The organism is Pseudomonas multiresinivorans, assembly GCF_012971725.1.
GTDB lineage: Bacteria > Pseudomonadota > Gammaproteobacteria > Pseudomonadales > Pseudomonadaceae > Pseudomonas > Pseudomonas multiresinivorans.
Window position 1 is genome coordinate 3,072,497 of sequence record NZ_CP048833.1, and the last position, 23,249, is coordinate 3,095,745.

The following is a 23,249-nucleotide window of genomic DNA, read 5'->3' on the forward strand; positions in this document are numbered from 1 at the left end:
TCGGAGTCGTCAGAAGTACGCCGGACCTATCAGCCGGCACAGATAGCTCCCTCTCCCTTCAGGGAGAGGGCGGGGGAGAGGGCAGCGCCCAGCTCCGGAGTGGTCGGAAGCACCCTCTCCCTAACCCTCTCCCTGAAGGGAGAGGGAACAGTTCGGAGTACCGGGAAAGCCCATGCCAAGCAGGGGCCTCGGTAAGTCCCAAGAATTCCCTCCGGCAGGCCCCACACGCCCGCCGCCAGAACAGGTGATGTCATGAACGACCGTTACGAAGCCGCAGGAAACCTGGTCGAGGCCCTGCTGCAGCGCGCCTGCGAAATGCCGCGCAAGACTGCCCTGCGATTCATCGCCGAGAACGTCGAACAACCCATCAGCTTCCGCGAGCTGGACGAGCGCGCCCGCGCCATGGCCGCCTGGATGCTGCGCCACGGCCGGCACGGCGACCGCGCCGTACTGCTGCTGCCCAGCGGCCCGGACTACGTCACGGCGTTCTTCGCCTGCCTCTACTCGGGCATCATCGCCGTGCCGGCCTATCCGCCGGAGTCGGTGCGCCCGCAGCACCTGGCGCGCCTGCGCTCGATCCTCGATGACGCCGAGCCCAGCCTGGTGCTCACCGACTCCACACTGATCGAAGCCCTGCGCCCGGCCTGCGCCCGCGAGAACGGCGAGAGCCCGCTGCTGCTGGCGGTGGACCAGGCCGATCCGGCGCTGGCCGTCGAATGGCAGATGCCCGAACTGGCCGACGACGACATCGCCTTCCTGCAATACACCTCCGGCTCCACCTCGACGCCCAAGGGCGTGCAGGTCAGCCACGGCAACCTGGTCGCCAACGAGCGCCTGATCCGTCACGGTTTCGGCATCGGTGACGACGACGTGATCGTCAGCTGGCTGCCGCTGTTCCACGACATGGGCCTGATCGGCGGGCTGCTGCAGCCGATCTACAGCGGCATCGAGTGCGTGCTGATGTCGCCGCGCTACTTCCTCGAGCGCCCGCGCCGCTGGCTGGAAGCTATCGCGCGCTTCGGCGGTACCGTCAGTGGCGGCCCGGACTTCGCCTACCGGCTGTGCTGCGAGCGGGTCAACGAAGCCGCGCTGGAAGGCCTGGACCTGAGCAAATGGCGCGTGGCCTTCTCCGGCTCCGAGCCGATCCGCCCGGACACCCTGGAGCGCTTCGCCGCCTGGTTCGCCCCCGCGCAGTTCGACGCCTCGTCCTTCTACGCCTGCTACGGTCTCGCCGAAGCGACCCTGTTCGTCACGGGCGGCGTGCGCGGCGAGGGCATCGGCCAACTGGAAGTGGACCTCAACGCCCTGGGTGAAAACATCGCCCGCCCAGGCCGCGGTACTTCGCTGATCAACTGCGGCCGCACCCAGCCGGACCACGACGTGCAACTGGTCGACCCGGTGAGCGGCGAAACCCTCGGCCCGGACCGCGTCGGCGAAATCTGGAGCAGTGGCCCCAGCGTGGCGCTGGGCTACTGGCGCAACCCGGAAGCCAGTGCGCGCACCTTCGCCCTTAAGGACGGCCGCACCTGGCTGCGTACCGGCGACCTGGGCTTCCTGCACAACGGCGAACTCTTCGTCACCGGCCGGCTCAAGGACATGCTCATTGTTCGCGGGCAGAACCTCTACCCGCAGGACCTGGAACGCTGCGTGGAAGAAGAGGTAGACCTGGTGCGCAAGGGCCGTGTCTCCGCCTTCGCCATCGAACACCAGGGCCGCGAAGGCATCGGCATCGCCGCCGAGGTCGGGCGCAGCGTGCGCAAGCTGATTTCCGCCGAAGCCCTCGCCAAGGCCATCTCCGCCGCCGTTGCCGAGACCTTCCAGGAGGCGCCGCTGGTGGTGGCGCTGCTGGAACCGGGCGCACTGCCCAAGACTTCCAGCGGCAAGCTGCAGCGCTCGGCGTGCCGCGCGCAGCTGCTCGATGGCAGCCTGCAGGCCTACGCCATCCAGCGCGCTGGCGAACCGATCAGCGATGGCGCCAGCGCCAGGCCGGTTGCTGCACTGACTGCCGAGGAGCAAGCCATCGCTGCGCTGTGGAGCGAAGTGCTGGAGCTGCCTGCGATTCGCCGTGACGACAATTTCTTCGCCCTGGGCGGCAATTCGATCAAGGCCACCCAACTGATGGCGCGCCTGCGCGAGCGTCTCGGTCGCGCCGTGGAACTGCGCCTGCTGTTCGAAGCGCCGGAGCTGGGCGCCTTCGTTGCTGCACTGGCCGCACTGCCGACCACTCAGGTCGAGGCCGTGCCGCAGGTCCCGCGTGACGGTTTGCTGCCGCTGTCGCCGGCCCAGCGCCGCCTGTGGTTCCTCTGGAAGCTGGAGCCGGAAAGCGCCGTCTACCACATTGCCGGGCGCATGAACCTGCGCGGCGAACTGCGCCGTCCGGCAGTGGAGCAGGCGTTCGCCGTGCTGCTGGGCCGCCACGAAACCCTGCGCAGCCGCTTCATCGAACAGGCGGACGGCGAAGTGTCGTTGAGCCTCTCCAGCGACACGCTCGTAGAACTGACCGAGAGCGACTTCAGCTCCCTGGGCAACGCCCGCCGCGATATCGCCGCCCGCGAAGATGCCGATGCCTTTGCCGCCGAACCCTTCGACCTGGCCGCCGGCCCGCTGCTGCGCCTGCGCCTGCAGAACCTCGGTGGCGGCCGTCAGGCGCTGCTGCTCGGCGTGCACCACATCATCGCCGACGGCTGGTCGCTGAACCTGCTGCTGGATGAATTCGCCGAGTGCTACCGCGCCATCGTCGAGCAGCGCGAGCCGGTGCTGCCGGCGCTGTCGCGCCAGTACCTCGACCTTGCTGCCGCCCAGCAGAGCAAACTGGAAGCGGGCGAGGGCGCCCGTCTGCTGGACTGGTGGAGCGAGCGCCTGGGCACCGCCCATGCACCGCTGGAATTGCCGTTCACGACCGGTGAAAAAGGCCAGAGCGCCGCACTGATCGAACAGGAAGTCGATGCCGACCTGACGCGTCAATTGCGCGGCCTGGCCCAGGCCCACGGCGCCACGCTGCCGATGCTCCTGCTCAGCGCCTACAACCTGCTGCTGCAGCGCTATAGCGGCCAGCACGACCTGCGCATCGGACTGACCCAGGCAGGCCGCGAGCAGCTGGACAGCGAGCGACTGGTCGGCTTCTTCGTCAACCTGCTGGTGCTGCGCAGCGAGCTGCCCGAAGGCGCCAGCCTGCGCGGCGTGCTCCGCCAACTGCGCGACGACCTGCTGCAAGCCCAGGCGCACCAGGGCCTGCCGTTCGAGCAACTGGTGGAAGCCCTGCAACCCGAGCGCGGCCACGGCCGCCACCCGCTGTGCCAGGTTGCCTTCGACCACCAGTGGCAGCCGCGAGCCGGCAATGGCCTGCCGGGCCTGACCGTGGAAGCCCTGGAACAGCTCGATCTGGAAACCCCGTTCGACCTGGTGCTGCGCGTCCGCGAGGGCGAACACTCTTTGCGCGTGAGCTTCTGCTACGCGAAGGAACGCTACGCCGCCGCCGGCATGCAGCGCCTCGTCGGGCACTTCCTCGATCTGTTGCGCGCACTGCCGAAAATGAATGCCGACGCCGTCCTCGACGCCCGCGACTGGCTGCCCGCCAGCGACTGGAGCATCGCCGTGGCCGGCGAGGCACCGGCCCTCGAGGCGCTGAGCGAAACCATCGCCGCCCAGGCCCGCCGCTATCCGGCGAAGGTCGCGCTAATCGACGAGCAACGCGAGGTGAACTTTGCGGAACTGGAAGACCGCTCCAACCGTCTGGCGCAGCGCCTGATCCAGCGCGGCATCGGCCCGGAGCGCCGGGTTGCCGTGGCGCTGCCGCGCGGCGTGGATATCCCGCTGGCCCTGCTGGCCGTCATGAAAGCCGGCGGCGCCTACCTGCCGCTGGACGTCGACTATCCCGAGGAGCGCCTCGCCTGGCTGATGCAGGACGCCGGTGTGGACCTGCTGCTTACCAATGCCGCACTGGCCGAGCGCCTGCCGTTGCCCGAAGGCGTCGAGCGCCTGGTGCTGGAAGAAGCCGACCTCGCCAACGCCCTGGCCGTGCGCCCGCTGCTGCGCATCCAGGCGCAGAACCTTGCCTACCTGATCTACACCTCCGGCTCCACCGGCCAGCCCAAGGGCGTCGCCGTCGCCCACGGCGAGATCGCCGCGCACTGCCGCGCCATCGGCCAGCGCTACGCGATGACCAGCGAAGACCGCGAACTGATCTTCATGTCCTTCGCCTTTGACGGCGCCCACGAACGCTGGCTCACCGCGCTGTCCCACGGTGGCAGCCTGCTGATCCGCAACGACGCGCTGTGGACCGCCGAACAGACGCTCGACCAACTGCGCCGTCATGCAGTGACCGTCGCCGCCTTCCCGCCGGCCTACCTGCAACAGCTGGCGGAACAAGCAACGATCCACGGTCACGCGCCGAGTATGCGCATCTACTGCTTCGGCGGTGACGCGGTACCGGAAGCGGCCTACCAGCTGGCGCACCAGGCACTGAAGCCCGAACACCTGATCAACGGCTACGGCCCGACCGAAACCGTGGTCACCCCGATGCTCTGGAAGGCAGACGCGCGCACCGCGTGCGGCGCGGCTTATGCGCCCATCGGCGAAGTGGTCGGCGAACGCAGCCTGTATATCCTCGACGACCGCCTGCAACCGCTGCCGCGCGGCGTGGCCGGCGAGCTGTACATCGGCGGCCACGGCCTCGCCCGTGGTTACCACCAGCGCGCCGGCATGACCGCGGAACGTTTCGTGGCCGACCCCTACGCGGACGGGCTGCGCCTTTACCGCAGCGGCGACCGCGTGCGCTGGCGTGAAGACGGTGCGCTGGATTATCTCGGCCGCGTCGACCAGCAGGTGAAGATCCGCGGCTTCCGCATCGAGCCCGGCGAGATCGAAGCCCGCCTGCGTGCGCTGCCCGGCGTGCGCGAAGCGGCGGTGATCGCCCGTGACAGCGAGCGCGGCAAGCGCCTGCTGGGCTACGTGACGGGTGAAGGCGTCGCCGAAGACATCCTGAAAGCCGCGCTGCGTGCGCAACTGCCAGACTACATGGTGCCGTCGCGCATCCTTGTACTTGCCGAAATGACGCTCAACGCCAACGGCAAGATCGACCGCAAGGCGCTGCCTGAGCCACAGGACGCCGCCAGCACAACCGAAGCCCCGCGCGACGGCCTGGAAAGCCGCGTCGCCGCCGTCTGGGCCGAAGTGCTCGGCGTGCCGGCTATCGGCCGCGAGGATGATTTCTTCGAGCTGGGCGGCCACTCGCTGTTGGCAACCCAGGTGATCTCCCGCCTGCGTCGCGACCTGCATTGCGAAGTGCCGCTGCGCGACCTGTTCGAAGCCAGCCGCCTGGACGAATTCGCTGCCCGCCTGGGCGCTGCGAATTCCGCTACTCGCCCGCCGCTGCGCGCCGTGGCCCGCGACGGCGACCTGCCGCTGTCCGCCGCGCAGAGCCGCCTGTGGTTCTTCTGGCAGATGGAGCCGGCCAGCGCCGCCTACAACGTTCCCGGAGCACTGCGTCTGCGCGGTGAACTGGACGAAACCGCCCTGCGCCGTGCCTTCGATGCCCTGGTGGCGCGCCATGAAACCCTGCGCACCACCTTCGACGAAGTGGATGGGCAGGCCTTCCAGCGCATCCAGCCGGCGCAGCCGCTGGACCTGGCGCGGGTCGATCTGTCCGCGGAGAAAGATGCCGAAGTCACCGCACGCCAGTTGGCCGAGGAAGAAGCCGAGCGTCCGTTCGACCTGCGCAACGGCCCGCTGCTGCGCCTGACCCTGATGCGATTGTCTCCAAAAGAAGTGGCCGACGCCGACCACGTACTGCTGCTGACGATGCACCACATCGTCTCCGATGGCTGGTCGATCCGCGTGCTGGTGGACGAGTTCAGCCGCCTCTACGGCGCCTTCGCCGCTGGCGAGGAACTGCAATTGCCGGCGCTGCCGGTGCAGTACGCCGACTACGCCCAGTGGCAGCGCGAGCTGCTGGCGGGCGAGGAGGGGCAGCGTCAGCTGAACTGGTGGACCGAGCAACTCAGCCAGGAAACGCCTGTGTTGGAACTGGCCGCCGACCGCCCGCGTCCGGCCGTGCAGAGTTACCGCGGCGGCAGCCTCGGCTTCAGCCTGGACGCCGGGCTGGGCAGCCGCCTCAAGCAACTGGCCCGCGAGCAGGACGTTACCCTGTTCATGCTGCTACTCGGCGCGTACGCCGTGTTGATGCAGCGCTACAGCGGCCAGCGCGACCTGCGTGTGGCCGTACCCATCGCCAACCGCCAGCAACTGGAAACCGAAGGCCTGATCGGCTTCTTCGTCAACACCCAGGTCATGCCGTGCGCACTGGCGGATGACGAGTCCTTCGCCTCGCTGCTGGCCCGCCTCAAGCCGCTGGCCCTGGGCGCGCAGGCGAACCAGGACCTGCCGTTCGAACAGCTGGTGGAAGCGCTGCAACCCGAACGCAGCCTGGCCTACAACCCGCTGGTGCAGGTGAAGTTCAACTTCGGCTTCGACGTCAGCCGCCTGCCCGACGCCGGTGCGCTGAAGCTGGAGCTGTTCAGCGAGGAGCAGTACGGCGCGCGCTTCGACCTCGCTCTGGACATGGCCGAGGCACTGGACGCCAGCGGCGCGCCGGGCGATGAACTGCGCGGCAGCTTCGTCTATGCCCGCGACCTGTTCGACGAGGACAGCGTCGCCGCTATCGCCGGCCAGTTCGAGGCGCTGCTTCGCCAACTCTGCGCCGAGCCGCAACGCGCCATTGGCGAGCTGCCGCGCCCGGTGGCGTCGCGCCGTCGTGGCAAAGCGCGCCAGTGGCCGCAACAGGATGTGCTCGGCCTCTTCGCCGCGCAGGTAGCCGCACAGCCGGATGCCATTGCTTTGCAGGATGACCACATCCGCTATAGCTACTCCGAACTGGATCAGCGAAGCAACCGCCTGGCCAACGCGCTGATCGAAACCGGCGTGGAGCAGGGCGAGTGCGTCGCCATCTGCCAGGAGCGCAGCGCGCAGTGGGTTCTTCTGCTGCTGGGCCTGCTCAAGGCCGGTGCCACCTATGTGCCGCTGGACCCGGCGCAGCCGGCCGAGCGTCTGCGCCAGCTGCTCAAGGACAACGCCATCGGCCGCGTGCTGGTCAGTGATGCGGCGCTGGTAGAGACCTTCGGCGAAGCCGCCATGCTGATCCCGGCCGGTGGCCCGGAGCAGGGCATTGATGCCGCGCCCGCGCGGAACATCGATCCGCAGCAAGCCGCCTACGTCATCTTCACTTCCGGTTCCACCGGCCAGCCCAAGGGCGTGCGCGTCAGCCACGCGGCGCTGGCCAACTACGTGCAGGCCGTGCTGGAACGCCTGCAACTGGACCAGGGCCGCGCCCACGGTCTGGGCATGGCCATGGTCTCCTCGGTGGCCGCCGACCTTGGCCACACCACGCTGTTCGGCGCGCTGTGCGGCGGTGGTCGCCTGCACCTGGCGGATGCCCAGGCTGTGGCCGATGCCGAGCGCTTCGCCGCGTTCATGCAGGACGTGGACGTGCTGAAGATCGTCCCCAGCCATCTCGCCGGTCTGCTGGCCGCCGCGCCGAACGCTGCCGCCGTGCTGCCGCGCCGCCTGCTGGTGGTGGGCGGTGAAGCCTGCGACCGCGCGCTGCTGCAACCGCTGCGCGAGCTTGCACCCAAGCTGCGCATCGTCAACCACTACGGCCCCAGCGAGTCCACCGTGGGCGTGCTGACCCTCGAATGGTCGCTGGTGGATGATCTGCCGGCGGGCAGCCTGCCCATCGGTACGCCGCTGGCCAACACCGCCGTCCGCGTACTCGACGAGAACGGTCGCGACCTGCTGCCGGGTGTACCGGGCGAGCTTTACATCGGCGGTGCCGGCCTGGCGCTGGGCTACCTCGGCCAGCCGGAAATGACGGCCGAACGCTTCGTAGAGATCGAGGGGGAGCGCCTGTACCGCAGTGGCGACCGTGTGCGCCTGAACCGTCGTGGCGACGTGGAGTTCCTCGGCCGCGTCGACGACCAGGTGAAAATCCGTGGCTACCGCGTCGAGCCGGGCGAACTGGCACAAGCGCTCAAGCGCCTGCCGGGCGTGCGCGATGCCGTGGCGCTTGCCGAGCGCGAAGGCGACGGTCCGATGAAGCTGCTGGCCTGGGCCGTGGCCGAGGGCCAGAGTGTGGAAGCGCTGCGCGAAGCCCTGACCGGTGAAGTTCCGGAATACCTGCTGCCAGCCCAGCTCATCCTGCTGGAACGCCTGCCGCTGAACGCCAACGGCAAGGTTGACCGCAAGGCCCTGCCGCGTGCCGAGTCGGTCGCCAAGGCAGTGGACAGCGCGCCGCTGAGCGAACTGGAACAGCGCATCGCCGACATCTGGCAGGCCGTGCTGAAAGTCGAGCACGTCGGCGCCGAGGAGAACTTCTTCGAACTGGGCGGCGACTCGATCCTCAGCCTGCAGATCATCGCGCGCATCCGTAAGCTGGGTTACAAGCTCAGCCCGAAACAGCTGTTCGAGCGCCAGAGCGTCCGCCAACTCGCGCAATGGCTGGAAAGCCGCGCGCCGGCTGCCGCTGCGGCACCGGCTCCGGTGGCTGTCAGCGGCGAGGTGGTGTTGTCCCCGGTGCAGGCGCGCTTCTTCGAACGCGTGCCGAGCGCCCAGCGCCACCACTGGAACCAGGCGCTTCTGCTGCAACCGCGTGAAGCACTGGATGGCGACGCCCTGGCTCGTGCCCTGCACTGGCTGATGGGTCAGCACGACGCGCTGCGCCTGCGCTTCAACGGCAGCAGCCAGCGTTACGCTGAACAGGGTGCGCTGGACATGACCCTCCTGTGGCGCCGCCGCGCCGCCGATGCCCGCACCCTGGAGCGCCTGTGCGACGACACCCAGGCCAGCCTGAATATCGCCAACGGCCCGCTGCTGCGCGCCATGCACGTCACGCTGGAAAGCGGCGGCGAACGCCTGCTGCTGGTCATCCACCATCTGGCGGTGGACGGCGTGTCCTGGCGAATCCTGCTGGAAGACCTGCAGTACGCCTACCGCGAACTGCGCGCCGGCCGCACGCCCGCCACGCTGCCGCGCAGCGACAGCTACCAGGCGTGGAGCGCTCGCCAGCAGGCAGCCGCCAACAGCGCCGAAGTCGCTGCCGAGCTGGCTTACTGGCAAGGCGAACTGCGCGGTGCGCCGTCGCTCAAACGTGCCCACACCGATGCTCCGGGCACCTGGAAAGAAGCCGCCAATGCGCGCTTCAGCCTCGACGCCGAAACCACCCGCCAACTGCTCGGCCCGGCGCTGAAAGCGCAGCGCGTGCAGATCAACGACCTGCTGCTGACTGCCCTGGCCCGTGCACTGTGCGCCTGGACCGGCGAGTCCTCCGCGCTGGTGGAAATGGAAGGCCATGGCCGCGATGCCTTCGATAACCAGGCAACGCTGGACCTGAGCCGCTCCGTGGGCTGGTTCACCGCGCTGTATCCGCTCCGCCTGCAAGCCGGCGGCGAGCCGGGCGCGGACCTGCGCGCCACCCGCGAACACCTGCGCAACTTGCCGCGCGCCGGCATGGGTTACGGCCAACTGCGCTATCTCAGCCAGCACGCGGCCAGCCTGCGTGCCCTGCCGACGCCGCAGGTGACCTTCAACTACCTCGGTCAGCTCGACCAGGCCTTCGCCGACGCCGACTTCCTGCCGGCCTTCGAAGGCGTGGGCCGGAGCCAGCCGCTGAACGCCTCGCTGGGCAATGCGCTGGTCTACGCCGGCCGTGTGCTCGGCGGTGAGCTGAGCCTGGAAGTCACCTACAGCAGCGCCATGTTCGACGCTGCCGACATCGATGAGCTGCAAGCGCTGCTGCGCGGCGAATTGCAGGCGCTGGTGGCTTACTGCCTGGCCACGCCACGCAAGGTGGAAGCCGCCGAGCTGCCGCTGGTCGGTCTGGATCAGGCCCAGCTCGACGCGCTGCCGCTGCCGGCTGGTGTCGATGACCTCTATCCGCTGTCGCCGATGCAGCAAGGCATGCTGTTCCACGCCCTCGACGTGCCGGGCTCGTCGCTCTACGTCAACCAGCTGCGCGTCGACCTGGACGGTCTCGATGAAGTCCGCTTCCTCGACGCCTGGCGTGCGGTCATTGCCCGCCACGCCAACCTGCGCACCGGCTTCCTCGCCAGTGCGGATTCGGCGTCGTTGCAGTTCGTCCTGCGTGAGGTGCAGTTGCCGGTGCAGTCCTTCGACTGGCGCGACCAGCAGGTCAGCGAGCAGCAGTTGGAAAGCGTCGCCGACGCCCAGCGCAACCTGGGCTTCGACCTGGCTCAGCCGCCGCTGCAACGCCTGGCGCTGGTGCGCCTCGGTGAGCGCCGCTACCACCTGATCTGGACCTGCCACCACCTGCTGCTGGACGGCTGGAGCAGCGCGCGGCTGATCGGCGAAGTACTCGCCCTCTACCGTGGTGAGACGCTGCCGGCGCCCGTCGCGCAGTACGGCGACTACATCGGCTGGCTGCATGCCCAGGACGGCGCTATCGGTGAAACCTTCTGGCGCGAACGCCTGAAAGGCTTCGACGAGCCGACCCTGCTGGCCACCGCCTGCAGCGCGAGCTTCCGCGAGGAGCCGCTACGCGAGCTGCACAGCCGTCTCGACACGGCGCCGCTGCAACGCTTCGCCCAGGCCCAGCGCATCACCCTCAACACCCTGGTGCAGGGCGCCTGGGCGCTGCTGCTGCAACGCTACTGCGGCCAGCGCAGCGTGACTTTCGGCGCTACCGTCGCTGGTCGCCCGGCGACCCTGCCGGGGGCGGAGGAAAGCCTCGGCCTGTTCATCAACACGCTGCCGATCCTGCAGACCCCGGACGACGCCCAGCGCGTCGGCGACTGGCTGCGTGAGCTGCAGGCCTTCAACCTCGACGTGCGCGAGTTCGAGCACACGCCGCTGTACGACATCCAGCGCTGGGCTGGCCGTGGCGGCCAGGCGATGTTCGACAGCCTCATCGTGTTCGAGAACTTCCCCATGGACGCCGCGCTGTCGTCGTCCGCGAACGATGAGCTGCGCATCCTCGGCCATCGCCCGGTGGACGGCACCAACTACGCCCTGGCCCTGGTGGCGAGCGCCGGCGAGCAGCTGGACGTGCGCTACACCTACCGCGCCGACCGCTTCAGCGCGAGCCAGATCGAACAGCTGCGCGGCCATTTCGAGCGCTTGCTGCTGGCTCTGGTGGAAGACGCCGAGCGCCCGCTGGGCCGCGTCAGCCAGCTCTCCAGTGATGAGCGCAACAGGCTGCTGCAGCGGTTCAACGACACCGATGCCGCTTTCCCGGCAGACGTACAACTGCAAAGTCTGATCGAGCGCCAGGTTGCGGCGACTCCGGACGCGCTGGCCCTGCAATTCGGCGAGCAGCGCCTGAGCTACGCCCAGCTCAACGCCCGCGCCAACCAGCTTGCGCATTGGCTACGCGGCCAGGGTGTCGGCCCGGACGTGCTGGTCGGTGTGGCTGCCGAGCGTTCGGTGGAGCTGGTGGTTGCCCTGCTGGGAATCGTCAAGGCCGGCGGCGCCTATGTGCCGATGGACCCGGACTACCCGCAGGATCGCCTGCAGCACATGCTGAGCGACAGCGGCGTCAATCTGCTGCTGACCCAGCAGCACCTGTTGGAACGCCTGCCTCAGACGGCTGCGAAAACCCTGTGCCTGGACAGCCAGTGGAGCAAGATCGCCACGGCTTCCGAGCAGAACCCGGCAATCGAGGGCAGCCCGCAGAATCTCGCGTACCTGATCTACACCTCCGGCTCCACCGGCAAGCCCAAGGGGGCCGGCAACAGCCACCGCGCGCTGGTCAACCGCCTGCACTGGATGCAGAAAGCCTATGCGCTGGATGCCTCCGACCGCGTGCTGCAGAAGACTCCGTTCAGCTTCGACGTGTCGGTGTGGGAGTTCTTCTGGCCGCTCATGACCGGTGCGGCGCTGGTGGTCGCCGCGCCCGGCGCGCACCGCGATCCGGCAGCACTGCGCCAGGTGATTGAGTCAGGGCAGGTCACTACGCTGCACTTCGTGCCGTCGATGCTGCAGGCCTTCGTTGCTTCCGGCGAACTGGAGCGCTGCCCGTCGCTGCTGCAGGTGATGTGCTCCGGCGAGGCGCTGCCCTACGAGTTGCAACAGCAGTTCCGCCAGCGCAGCAGCGCGAAACTGCACAACCTCTACGGCCCCACCGAAGCAGCGATCGACGTCAGCTTCTGGGCCTGTGACGAGGAGAGTGCGCGGCAGGTCGTGCCCATCGGCCGGCCCATCGACAACCTGCGCCTGGTGCTGCTGGACGAGCGCCTGGAACCGGTGCCGCAAGGCGTGGCCGGCGAGCTGTACATCGGCGGCGTCGGCCTGGCGCGCGGTTACCACGCACGTCCCGGCCTGACCGCCGAGCGCTTCGTGGCCGATCCACACGGGCAGGGTGAGCGCCTGTATCGCACCGGCGACCTGGCTCGCCAGCGCGAGGACGGCGCCATCGAGTACCTCGGCCGCCTCGATCACCAGGTGAAGATTCGCGGCCTGCGCATCGAACTGGGCGAGATCGAGGCGCGCCTGCAAGCGCAGCCGGAAGTCACCGAAGCCGTGGTGGTCGCGAAGGACGGCGTACTGCTGGCCTATGTGGTCGCCAGCGCCGAGCCCGAAGCATTGCGCCAGACGCTGCTCGGCGAGCTGCCGGACTACATGGTGCCGTCGCGGATCATCACCCTCGATGCCATGCCGCTGTCGCCCAACGGCAAGCTGGACCGCAAGGCCCTGCCGGACCCGCAACTGAGCGCGAGCCAGCGTGAGTACGTGGCACCGCGCAGCGACCTGGAAGTGGAACTGGCCGGTATCTGGCAGCACGTATTGCAGGTGGAACGCGTCGGCCTGCACGACGACTTCTTCGAGCTGGGCGGCCATTCGCTGCTGCTCACCCAGGTCGGCTTGACCCTGCGTCAGCGCCTGGGGCTGGAGTTGCCGCTGCACCGTCTGTTCGAGCTGAGCAACATCGAATCACTGGCCGCCTGGATCGAAAGCCAGCGGGCAAGCTCCGCCAGCGCGGAAGAGGAACTGGACCTGATGGATGAACTGCTCGGCGAGCTGGAGAACCTGTAATGAGTCAACCGATGGACGCCCAGCTGAAACAGGTCGCGGAGCGCCTTGGTGCGCTACCCGAGGACAAGCAGATCGTCTTTCTGCGCCAGCTACGCGAGAAAGGCGTGAGCCTTTCGCGCCTGCCCATCCTGCGCGAGGGTCGCGAGCTTGCGCCACTCTCGGCGGCCCAGGCGCGCCTGTGGTTCCTCTGGCAGATGGAGCCGCACAGCGCCGCCTACAACATCCCGGCCGCCGTGCGCCTGCGCGGCGCGCTGGACGAGGGCGCGCTGGAGCGTGCTTTCACCGCGCTGATCGCGCGCCATGAAAGCCTGCGCACAGTCTTCCGCTCTGGTAGGGCGAATGACGCGCAGCGTCATCCGCCGCAACCTGGGCAGGATGCGACGGCGGATAACGCTGGCGCGTTATGCGCCCTACGGGAATCGGATGGCGAGGTCATGCAGTGTGTCCTGCCGCCGGTGCCGGCGCAGCTGGAGCGAAAGGACTTCGCGAATGAGGCCGAGGCTCGCCAATGGTTGAACCAGTGCGCGCAACGCTCCTTCGATCTCGCCGAAGGCCCGCTGCTGCGCCTGCACCTGGCGCGGCTGCCGAGTGAGGCGCTGCTGCTGGTGAACCTGCACCACATCATCGCCGACGGCTGGTCCATCGGCGTACTGATTGACGAGTTCGCGGTGCTGTACAGCGCCGAGGTGCAGGGCGCGAAAGCCGACCTGGCCGAGCTGCCGATCCAGTACAGCGACATCGCCCGCTGGCAGCGCCTGTGGCTGGCGGCCGGCGAGGGCGAGCGGCAACTGGCCTACTGGAAAGAGCAGCTGGGCGACGAATCGCTGCTGCTGACCCTGCCGGGCGACCGGCCGCGCCCGCTGGTGCAGAGCTACCGCGGCGCCACCCTGGACTTCGAGCTGCCGCGCGGGCTGAGCGATTCCCTGCGCGAACTGGCGCGGGGGCAGGGCGCCACGCTGTTCATGCTGATCCTCGCTGCGTACCAGCTGCTGCTGTCGCGCTACAGCGGCCAGCGCGAGCTGCGCGTCGGCGTGCCCATCGCCGGCCGTGGCCGCGCTGAGAGCGAGCGGCTGATCGGCTTCTTCGTCAACACCCAGGTGCTGTCCGCGCGTATCGATGGCGACGAATCCTTCAACGCCTTCCTCGCCCGCACCCGCGAAGCGGTGCTCGGCGCCCAGGCCAACCCGGACCTTCCGTTCGAACAACTGGTGGATGCGCTGCAACCCGAGCGCAGCCTGAGCTACAACCCGCTGTTCCAGGTGGCCTGCAACCACCAGCCGAGCCGTCGCGACGCGCTGCGCGAGCTGCCCGGCGGCCTGCAGCTGGAAAGCCTGGAACTGGACAGCGGCATCGCCAAGTTCGACCTGACCCTGAACACCGAGGAAAGCCGCGACGGCCAGGTGCGCGGGCAGTTCATGTACGCCACCGACCAGTTCGACGCGTCGACCATCGAACGCCTCGCCGGGCATTTCCTCAACCTGCTGCGCGGCATCGTCGCCGAGCCGCAATGCCCGGTCGCGCTCCTGCCGTTGCTCGACGGCCGCGAGCGCGAGCAATTGCTCTACGGCTGGAACGCCACCGACATCGATTACCCGCGCGACGCCTGCCTGCACCAACTGATCGAGCAGCAGGCGGCGCGCTCGCCGAACGACATCGCGCTGACCGATGGCCAGCGCAGCTTCAGCTACGCCGAGCTGAACAGCCGCGCCAACCGCCTCGCGCACTGGCTGCGCGAGCAGGGCGTTGGTCCGGACAGCCGGGTCGGCGTGGCGCTGGAACGCTCCGTCGAACTGCCGGTGGCTTTGCTCGCCGTGCTCAAGGCCGGCGGCGCGTATGTGCCGCTGGACCCGGAATTCCCCGCCGAACGCCTGGCGCACATGCTCGAAGACGGTGGCGTGCGCCTGCTGCTGACGCAGGAACATCTGCTCGGCGAGCTGCCGCAGACTGGCGCCCGCGCCTTCTGCCTGGACCGCGACTGGGCGCAGCTGGACACCTATGCCGACAGCGACCTGCACAACCTCGCGCGCCCGGACGATCTCGCCTACGTCATCTACACCTCCGGCTCCACCGGCAAGCCCAAGGGCGTGGCGGTGCGCCACGGCGGGGTGGTCAACTTCATGTTCAGCATGGCCCGCGAGCCGGGGCTGGAAGCGCAGGACCGCGTGCTCGCGCTGACCTCGCTGTCCTTCGATATTTCCGCGCTGGAGCTATACCTGCCGCTCCTGGTCGGCGGCCGCGTGGTGCTGGTGGACCGCGACGTCGCCCGCGACCCGGCGCGTCTGCTGGGCGTGGTGCTGGAGCAGGGCGTGACGGTGATCCAGGCGACGCCGAGCACCTGGACGCTGCTCGGCGGCCATGAAGACTTCTCGCGCCTGACCGGCTGCCGCTTCTTCTGCGGCGGCGAGGCGTTGTCCGCCGAGCTGGCGGACAAGCTCACCACGCAGACCGAGGCCCTGTGGAACCTCTACGGCCCCACCGAAACCACCATCTGGTCGGCGGCCTGGAAGATCGACAAGGGCGCCCGCGCTTTGCTCGGCAAGCCCATCGCCAACACTCAGCTGTACATCCTCGACGGCGAGCTGCAACCGGCGCCCATCGGCGTGGCCGGCGAGCTGTACATTGCCGGCGACGGCCTGGCGCGCGGCTACCACGGCCGACCCGAACTGACCGCCGAGCGCTTCGTCGCCGATCCCTACAGCAGGGATTCCAATGCGCGCATGTACCGCACCGGCGACCTTGCGCGCTGGCGGGCAGATGGTGTGCTGGAGTACCTCGGCCGCATCGACCATCAGGTGAAGATTCGCGGCTTCCGTATCGAACTGGGCGAGATCGAGTCGCGCCTGCTCGGCCAACCCGGCGTGCGCGAGGCAGTGGTGATCGCTCGCGATGCGGGGCAGGTCAAGCAACTGGTCGGCTACGTCACAGGGCAGATCGATATCGACCTGCGTGCCGCGCTGCTGGAAGAGTTGCCGGACTACATGGTTCCGGCGCAGATCGTCCAGTTGGAGCGCATGCCGCTCACACCCAACGGCAAGCTGGACCGCAAGGCCCTGCCGGAGCCGGATTTCAGCCTGCTGCAGAAGAGCTACCGCGCGCCGGAGAGCGAGCGCGAGCAGACGCTCGCGGCCATCTGGTGCGCCGTGCTGGGCCTGGAACGGGTCGGCCTGGACGACAACTTCTTCGAACTGGGCGGCGACTCCATCGTCTCCATCCAGGTGGTCAGCCGCGCGCGTGCCGCCGGGTTGCAGCTGAGCCCGAAGGACTTGTTCCAGCACCAGACGCTGCAAGCCCTGGCCCGTGTGGCAGGTGATGTCGTAGCGGTCGAAGCGCCGGCACGCAGCGCGGCCATCGATGCGCCAGATCATGTCCAACTGGCCGCGCTCGGTCTGAACCCCGGCGAGATCGAAGACCTCTATCCGCTGTCGCCCATGCAGCAGGGCATGCTGTTCCACGGCGTGGACGGCAGCGAAGGCGGGGTCTACGTCAACCAGCTGCGCGTGGAAGTGCAGGGGCTGGACGTCGAGCGTTTCCGCAGCGCCTGGCAGGCCGCGCTGGATGCCCATGACAACCTGCGTGCAGGCGTGCACTGGCAGGGTCTCGATAAACCGCTTCAGGCCGTGCACAAACGTGTCGAGCTGCCGCTGGAAGTTCTGGACTGGCGTGGCCGCGAGGACATGGATGCAGCACTGGACGATCTGGCTGCCGCCGAACGCCGCCGCAGCTTCGACCTGGAACGTCCACCGCTGCTGCGCCTGGTACTGGTACGCAGCGCCGAGGACAGCCACCAACTGGTCTACACCCATCACCACATCCTGCTCGATGGCTGGAGCAACGCCCAACTGTTCGCCGAGGCGCTGCGTCGCTACAACGGCGAGGCCATCGCCGAACAGGGCCGCTACCGCGACTACATCCACTGGCTGCAAGCGCAGGATCAGCAGCAGGCTCAGGACTTCTGGGGCGCGCGCCTGCAAGGCTTCGCCCAGCCCACCGTGCTCGCCGACAGCCTGGCGCGCCCGGCCGAGGGCAGCGGCCACGGCCTGGAATACAGCCGCTACGACGCGGCGGCTACCGAGCGCCTGAAAGCCTTCGCCCGCAGCCAGCGGGTGACGCTGAATACCCTGGTGCAGGCGGCGTGGATTCTCCTACTGCAACGCTACACCGGCCAGCAACGCGTGGCCTTTGGCGCCACCGTGGCCGGTCGGCCCGCGCAGTTGCCGGGTGCCGACAGCCTGCTGGGCCTGTTCATCAATACGCTGCCCATCGTCCAGGCGCCGGCGGAGCACGCCGACCTGGGCGACTGGCTGCGCGAACTGCAGGCCTACAACCTGGAAGTGCGCGAGTTCGAGCACACGCCGCTTTACGACATCCAGCGCTGGGCCGGCCAGGCCGGGCAGGCGCTGTTCGACAGCATCATCGTGTTCGAGAACTACCCGGTTGACGAGGTGCTGCGCAGCGCCCAGGGTCCGCGTTTCGGCGAGCTGAAATCCAAGGACGAGACCAGCATTCCGATGGACCTCGCGGTGCGCGTCGGCGACAGGCTGGAGATCGAGTACCAGTACCTGCGCGCGCACTTCAGCGCACCGGCCGTGGCGCGCCTGCGCGGCAACCTGGAACAGGTGCTGGACAGCCTGCTGCACGGCGCTGGCAAGCGCGTGGGCGAGCTGCAATGCCTGTCCGCCAATGATCGCGCAGCGTTGGCTGCCTGCCGTGGTCCGCACCAGACCTTGCCGCCGGCCGAGCCGGTGCATCTGGCCATCGCTCGTCAGGCCGCTCTGCGCGGCAACGAGGTGGCGCTGATCTGTGGCGACGAAGAGGTCGACTACACGGCGCTGGAGCGCGACTCCAACCGCCTGGCTCATCGGCTGATGGCGCTGGGGGTCGGCCCGGAAGTTCGCGTCGGTGTGGCGTTGCCGCGCAGCACGCGTATTCCCTTGGCGCTGCTGGCGGTGCTCAAGGCCGGCGGTGCCTATGTACCGCTGGACGCCGAGTACCCGCGCGAGCGCCTGGAATTCCAGATGGCCGATGCCGGCATCGCGCTGCTGATCACCGACAGCCGCTTGCGCGAGCGCCTGCCGCTGCCAGCGGGCGTGACTTGCCTCGAGCTGGATCACCTTGACCTCACCGGCGAAGACAGCGACCTGCCGGTGGTGGCGCTGGAACCGGAAAACCTGGCCTACCTGATCTACACCTCCGGCTCCACCGGCAAGCCCAAGGGCGTTGCGGTCAGCCATGGTCCCCTGGCCATGCACTGCGCGGCCATCGGCGAGCTGTACCGGATGCACGCGGCTAGCCGCGAGCTGCACTTCATGTCCTTCGCCTTCGACGGCGCCCACGAGCGCTGGCTGACCACCCTGGTCCACGGCGGCAGTCTGGTGCTGCGCGGCGATGAGCTGTGGACGCCGGAGCAGACGTACCGCGTGCTGCACGACAAACAGGTGAGCGTGGCGGCCTTCCCGCCGGTCTACCTGCAACAGTTGGCTGAGCATGCCCTGCGCGACGGCAACCCGCCGCCGGTGCGCATCTACTGCTTTGGCGGCGACGCGGTGCCCAACGCCAGCTTTGAACTGGCCAAGCGCGCACTGCGCGCCGAGCACCTGATCAACGGCTACGGGCCTACGGAAACCGTGGTCACGCCGCTGCTGTGGAAGGCTGATCGCGCCACGGCCTGCGATGCCGCCTATGCACCCATCGGCAAGGGTGTCGGCGCGCGCACGCTGTACATACTCGACGAGCAACTGCGCCAGGTTCCGCTGGGCGTAGCGGGCGAGCTGTACATCGGCGGCGACGGCCTGGCGCGCGGCTACCACGAGCGCGCCGGATTGACCGCCGAGCGTTTCGTGGCGGACCCGTTCGATGCTCGCGGTGGCCGGCTCTACCGCTCCGGCGATCTGGTGCGTGGCCGCGCCGATGGCGTGATCGACTATGTGGGCCGGATCGACCATCAGGTGAAGATTCGTGGCTTCCGCATCGAACTGGGCGAGATCGAGGCGCGCCTGCAGGATCACCCGCAGGTCAGCGAAGCGTTGGTGGTCGCTCGCGACGGTATTAGCGGCAAGCAACTGGTCGGTTACGTGGTCGGTGAAGTCGACGGTGACACGCTGCGCAGCTTCCTCCGCGCCCAGGTGCCGGACTACATGGTACCGGCGCAGATTCTCAAGCTTGCGCGCTTCCCGCTGTCGCCCAACGGCAAGATCGACCGCAAGGCACTGCCCGAGCCGACCTGGCAGGGGGAGGCCTACGAGGCTCCGCGCAACGAGCGCGAACAGGCTCTGGCGGCGATCTGGCAGGACGTGCTGCAAGTGGAGCGCGTCGGCATCCGCGACAACTTCTTCGACCTCGGCGGCGACTCCATCCTCAGCCTGCAGATCGTTTCCCGTGCGCGCCAGGCGTTGGGCGAGGGCGTGGAGATTCGTCTGCGTGACCTGTTGCAGTACCAGACCATCGCCGGTCTGCTGGAGCGCGCCGAGAGCGTGGCCGAAGCGGCCCCGATAACAGCCGTGGAAGTCGCCGATGATGGCGAATCCTTCGGCCTGGTGCCGATCCAGCAATGGATGTTCGAGCAGCAGTTGGAGGAGCCGAACCACTTCAACCAGGCGGTGTTGCTGGAGTGTCGTCAGCGTCTGGATGCCGATGCGCTGGAGGCGGCGTTGCAAGGCTTGCTGGCTGAGCATGGCAGCCTGCGCCTGTCCTTCGCCCGTGGCGCGGATGGCGTGTGGCGCCAGCGTTATCGCGACGCCAGCGAGATCACCGGCGCGTTGCTCTGGCAGCGCCAGGCGGCGAATGCCGAGGAGGCGCTGCTGATTGCCAACCAGGCGCAGCGCAGTCTCGACCTGAGCGAAGGTCGCCTGCTGCGCGGCGTGCTCACCGACATGGCCGGCGGCACCCAGCGCCTGCTGCTGGTGATCCACCACCTGGGCGTGGACGGTGTGTCCTGGCGCATCCTGCTGGAGGAACTGCAACAGCGTTACGCGGCGCAGCTCAACGGCGATCCGGCGCCACGCTTCGAGCGCACCAGCGCCTACCGCGCCTGGGCCGAAGGTCTGCGCGAGTATGCTGACAGCCAACTGGCGCAAGGCGACCTGCCGTACTGGCTGGAGCAGACCGATACCGCCGGCCTGGGCGAGCCGCAGCGCGACAACCCGCGCGGCACCGAGCGCATGGCGCACCTGGAGCAGACGTTCCTGCGCCTGGACCGCGAGCAGACCCAGCGCCTGCTGAAGGTCGCGCCCGAGGCTTACCGCACGCAGATCAACGACCTGCTGCTGACGGCACTGGGGCGCACGCTGTGCCAGTGGTGCGACAGCGAGTCGGTGCTGATCGGGCTGGAAGGCCACGGCCGTGAGGACATCCTCGACAGCGTCGACCACAGTCGCACGCTCGGCTGGTTCACCAGCCTGTTCCCGCTGCGCCTGACGCCGGGGCAGGGCAGTTACGCCCAGTCCATCCCGACGATCCGCCAGCAACTGCGCGCGGTACCGGACAAGGGCATCGGTTACGGCGCGTTGCGTTACCTGGGCGACAGCGCGCTGCGCCGCCAGCTCGCTGCCCGCGCCGAGCCGCGCGTCACCTTCAACTACCTCGGCCAGTTCGACCAGAGCTTCGATGACCAGGCGCTGTTCGTGCCCTTGCAGGAGAAGCCCGGCGACACCTACGCCGCCAGCACGCCGATGAACAACTGGCTGGAGATCGTCGGCCAGGTCTACGACGGCGAGCTGACCCTGCGCTGCATGTTCAGCCGCCGGGTGTTCCGCCCGTCACGCATCGAGGCGCTGATGGCAATGCTGCGCGAGGAGCTGGACGGTGTAATCGGCCATTGCTGCGCACAGGTCGAAACCGCCAAGGAAAAGGCCACGGTATGAACGCATTGATGACAGAGGTCGGCATGCTGCACCCGGAGATTTCCGCGTTTCTCGATATGGTCGACGAGGGCCGCCGCAGCGGTCGCCCGGCGCTGCATGAACTGCCGGTAGGGCAGGCGCGGGAGGACTTCGAAGCCTCGTCCGAGTCGCTCAAGGCCGGAGCGCCGTCGATGCCCGTGGAGGCATTGCGGATTCCTGTGCGGGATGGCCGCGAACTGCCCGCACGGCTGTATCGGCCCGCTTTCACCGGAAACGGAATGGGCGACGCGGCGATCCTGTATTTCCACGGCGGCGGCTACACGGTCGGTAGTCTGGATTCCCACGACGGCCTGTGCCGGTTGCTGGCGAAACACTGCGATTGCTCGGTGATTTCGCTGGGCTACCGACTGGCACCGGAGGCGCCTTTCCCGGCGGCTACCCACGACGCCCGCGATGCCTGGAACTGGCTGCTGGCTTCTGCCGCCAGCCTCGCCCTGAACCCGCGCCGCGTGGCGGTGGGCGGCGACAGCGCCGGCGCCACCCTGGCCACGGTGCTCTGCGCCGAACTGGCGGGCGAGGGCGTCGAGCAGCCCTGCGCCCAGTTGCTGTTCTATCCCGCTGCGGATGCCAGCAAGCGCAGCGAATCCCAGGAGTTGTTCGCCGAAGGTTATCTGCTGGAAACGGCCAGCCTGGACTGGTTCTACGAGCAGTACGTGCCCGATGCTGCGCAGCGCCGCGATTGGCGTTGCTCGCCGTTGCAGGCGGGCGCGGCCCTGCAAGGCAGCGCCCCGGCGCTGCTGTTCGCCGCGGAGTTCGATCCGTTGCTGGACGAAGGCCTGGCCTACGCCCATACGCTGGTAGCGCAGGGCGTGGAGGTGGAAGCCGAGCGCTGCTGCGGCATGACCCATGACTTTCTGCGGATGGGCAACCTGGTGCCGGAAGTTGACGGGTATTACCGGCGGGTGGCGGAGTTTCTTGCCGCTCGCTGGTGAGCTTCCCTGTAGGAGCGAGCTTGCTCGCGAACCCTCCGCCGCCCGAGCCGGGATATCGGCAGAGTGCGGTTCGCGAGCAAGCTCGCTCCTACGAAGAGCACGGGGCTGGCTATTGGAGTGCCGCCACTGGCTGCGAAGCCAAGTCGCGGCTGGCGGCGTCCTGCAGCGCCGGGCTGGCCCAGTCGGCGGCTTTGAATTCACGGCGGATCAGGCCGTAGTTCTTGGCTGCCGTGATGGACGCATCCAGGCGCCCGAGGAAATCGACGTCCAGCTTCGGTGACAGGACTTCCGCCAGCGGCCGGCCCTGGAATTCGCTCTTGAAGATCACCGTCGGGTAGCCGGCCTGCTGCGATACCAGGTCGATGAACGCATCACGGTTGCCTTCTGTGCTGGCCCACTGCACTGCTTGCAGCTGCACCTTGAGCAGGCGTTCGGTGATGTCCGGATGAGCGTCGACGAACTCGCCGTTGCCCACCAGCAGCGCTTGCAGGGTGCCGGCGCCACCGAGGTCGTGGGTGCTCAGCGGGATTTCCGCCAGGCCCTTGTCGCGCAGCGCGAACAGGCCGGCAAGACCCCAGGTGGCGTCGATCTGTTTGGCCGCCAGGGCGGCGAGGGCGGCGCTGAAGTCGAGGTTGATCACCTTCAGGTCCTTCTCGGATAGCCCGGCGCTGGCCAGGGCGTTGTCGAACGACAGCTGGCTGGCGGTGCCACGGAAGATTCCCACGCGTTTGCCCTTGAGGTCGGCCAGGGTCTTGATCCCCGAACCCGGCTGCACGCCCAGATAATGGTTGACGCCGCGCGCGGTGGCGGCCAGCACGCGGCTATCCAGCCCGCTGGACTTGCCGATGATCGCCGCCAGATCGCCCAAGTAGGCGAAGTCCACTTGGCCATTGGCGAAGGCTTCGTTGACCACCGGGCCCGCGCCCTTGAAGAAGCTCCACTTGATCTGGATGCCGTCGGCAGCGAATTCCTTTTCCAGGAGTTGGCGGGTGTAGAGGACGTCCACCACGCCTCCGCCGGAATGGTTCTGCCCGGCGCTGACGTCCGGCACGGCGATGCGGATTTCCTTCACCGGGTCGGCGGCCTGGGTCACCAGTGGATAGGCGCCGAGCAGGCCGGCCAGCACTGGCGCAGCGAAAAGGGAGAGCAATTGATCAGTGAGGGCCTTCATGGCGCCTGCCTCCTGCAGTGGGGGAGCGCATGTGGCTCCGGCGCCTGCACTTAAGGCATGGGGCTTTCCATCAACAAAATAATAAAAAGACATTTTTTAGTAATTTTTCGAGCTAAGCGAACAACCACAGGGCTTCGCCGGCAGATGCCCTGGCGGCATAAAAAATATTCGCCGAATGCATTGGATGAGTGCCGGGGGCTTCCCTTAAAT

At 68.2% G+C, this 23,249-nt stretch carries 4 protein-coding genes; 3 read left to right on the forward strand and 1 reads right to left on the reverse strand.

Features of this window, described 5'->3' with window-relative positions; genetic code table 11:
• Positions 1–252: 252 nt before the first annotated feature.
• Genes G4G71_RS14030 through G4G71_RS14040 form a run of 3 tightly spaced genes read left to right on the forward strand, consistent with a single transcriptional unit; the run spans position 253 to position 21,868 of the window.
• Positions 253–13,038 carry a non-ribosomal peptide synthase/polyketide synthase gene (locus G4G71_RS14030; protein ID WP_169938499.1) on the forward strand — a complete coding sequence of 4,262 codons (12,786 nt, stop codon included), beginning with the start codon at positions 253–255 and terminating at the stop codon, positions 13,036–13,038.
• Complete coding sequence (locus tag G4G71_RS14035; protein ID WP_169938501.1) at positions 13,038–20,897, forward strand: non-ribosomal peptide synthetase; 7,860 nt, start codon at positions 13,038–13,040, stop codon at positions 20,895–20,897. The genes G4G71_RS14030 and G4G71_RS14035 overlap by 1 nt, the downstream gene beginning before the upstream one ends.
• A complete protein-coding gene (locus G4G71_RS14040) occupies positions 20,894–21,868 on the forward strand; it encodes an alpha/beta hydrolase (protein ID WP_169938502.1) in 975 nt (324 codons plus the stop codon). Before G4G71_RS14035 ends, G4G71_RS14040 begins: the two co-directional genes overlap by 4 nt.
• A 109-nt stretch (positions 21,869–21,977) precedes the next feature.
• Here the strand turns inward: G4G71_RS14040 and G4G71_RS14045 are convergent, their stop codons facing one another.
• Positions 21,978–23,039, reverse strand: coding sequence for an ABC transporter substrate-binding protein (locus tag G4G71_RS14045; RefSeq protein ID WP_169938504.1), 1,062 nt, complete (start codon positions 23,037–23,039; stop codon positions 21,978–21,980).
• Positions 23,040–23,249 lie beyond the last annotated feature (210 nt).

Coding starts and splice junctions, on each gene's coding strand:
- G4G71_RS14035 (WP_169938501.1), top strand. CDS start 13,038: ATGAGTCAACCGATGGACGCCCAGCTGAAACAGGTCGCGGAGCGCCTT.
- G4G71_RS14040 (WP_169938502.1), top strand. CDS start 20,894: ATGAACGCATTGATGACAGAGGTCGGCATGCTGCACCCGGAGATTTCC.
- G4G71_RS14030 (WP_169938499.1), top strand. CDS start 253: ATGAACGACCGTTACGAAGCCGCAGGAAACCTGGTCGAGGCCCTGCTG.
- G4G71_RS14045 (WP_169938504.1), bottom strand. CDS start 23,039: ATGAAGGCCCTCACTGATCAATTGCTCTCCCTTTTCGCTGCGCCAGTG.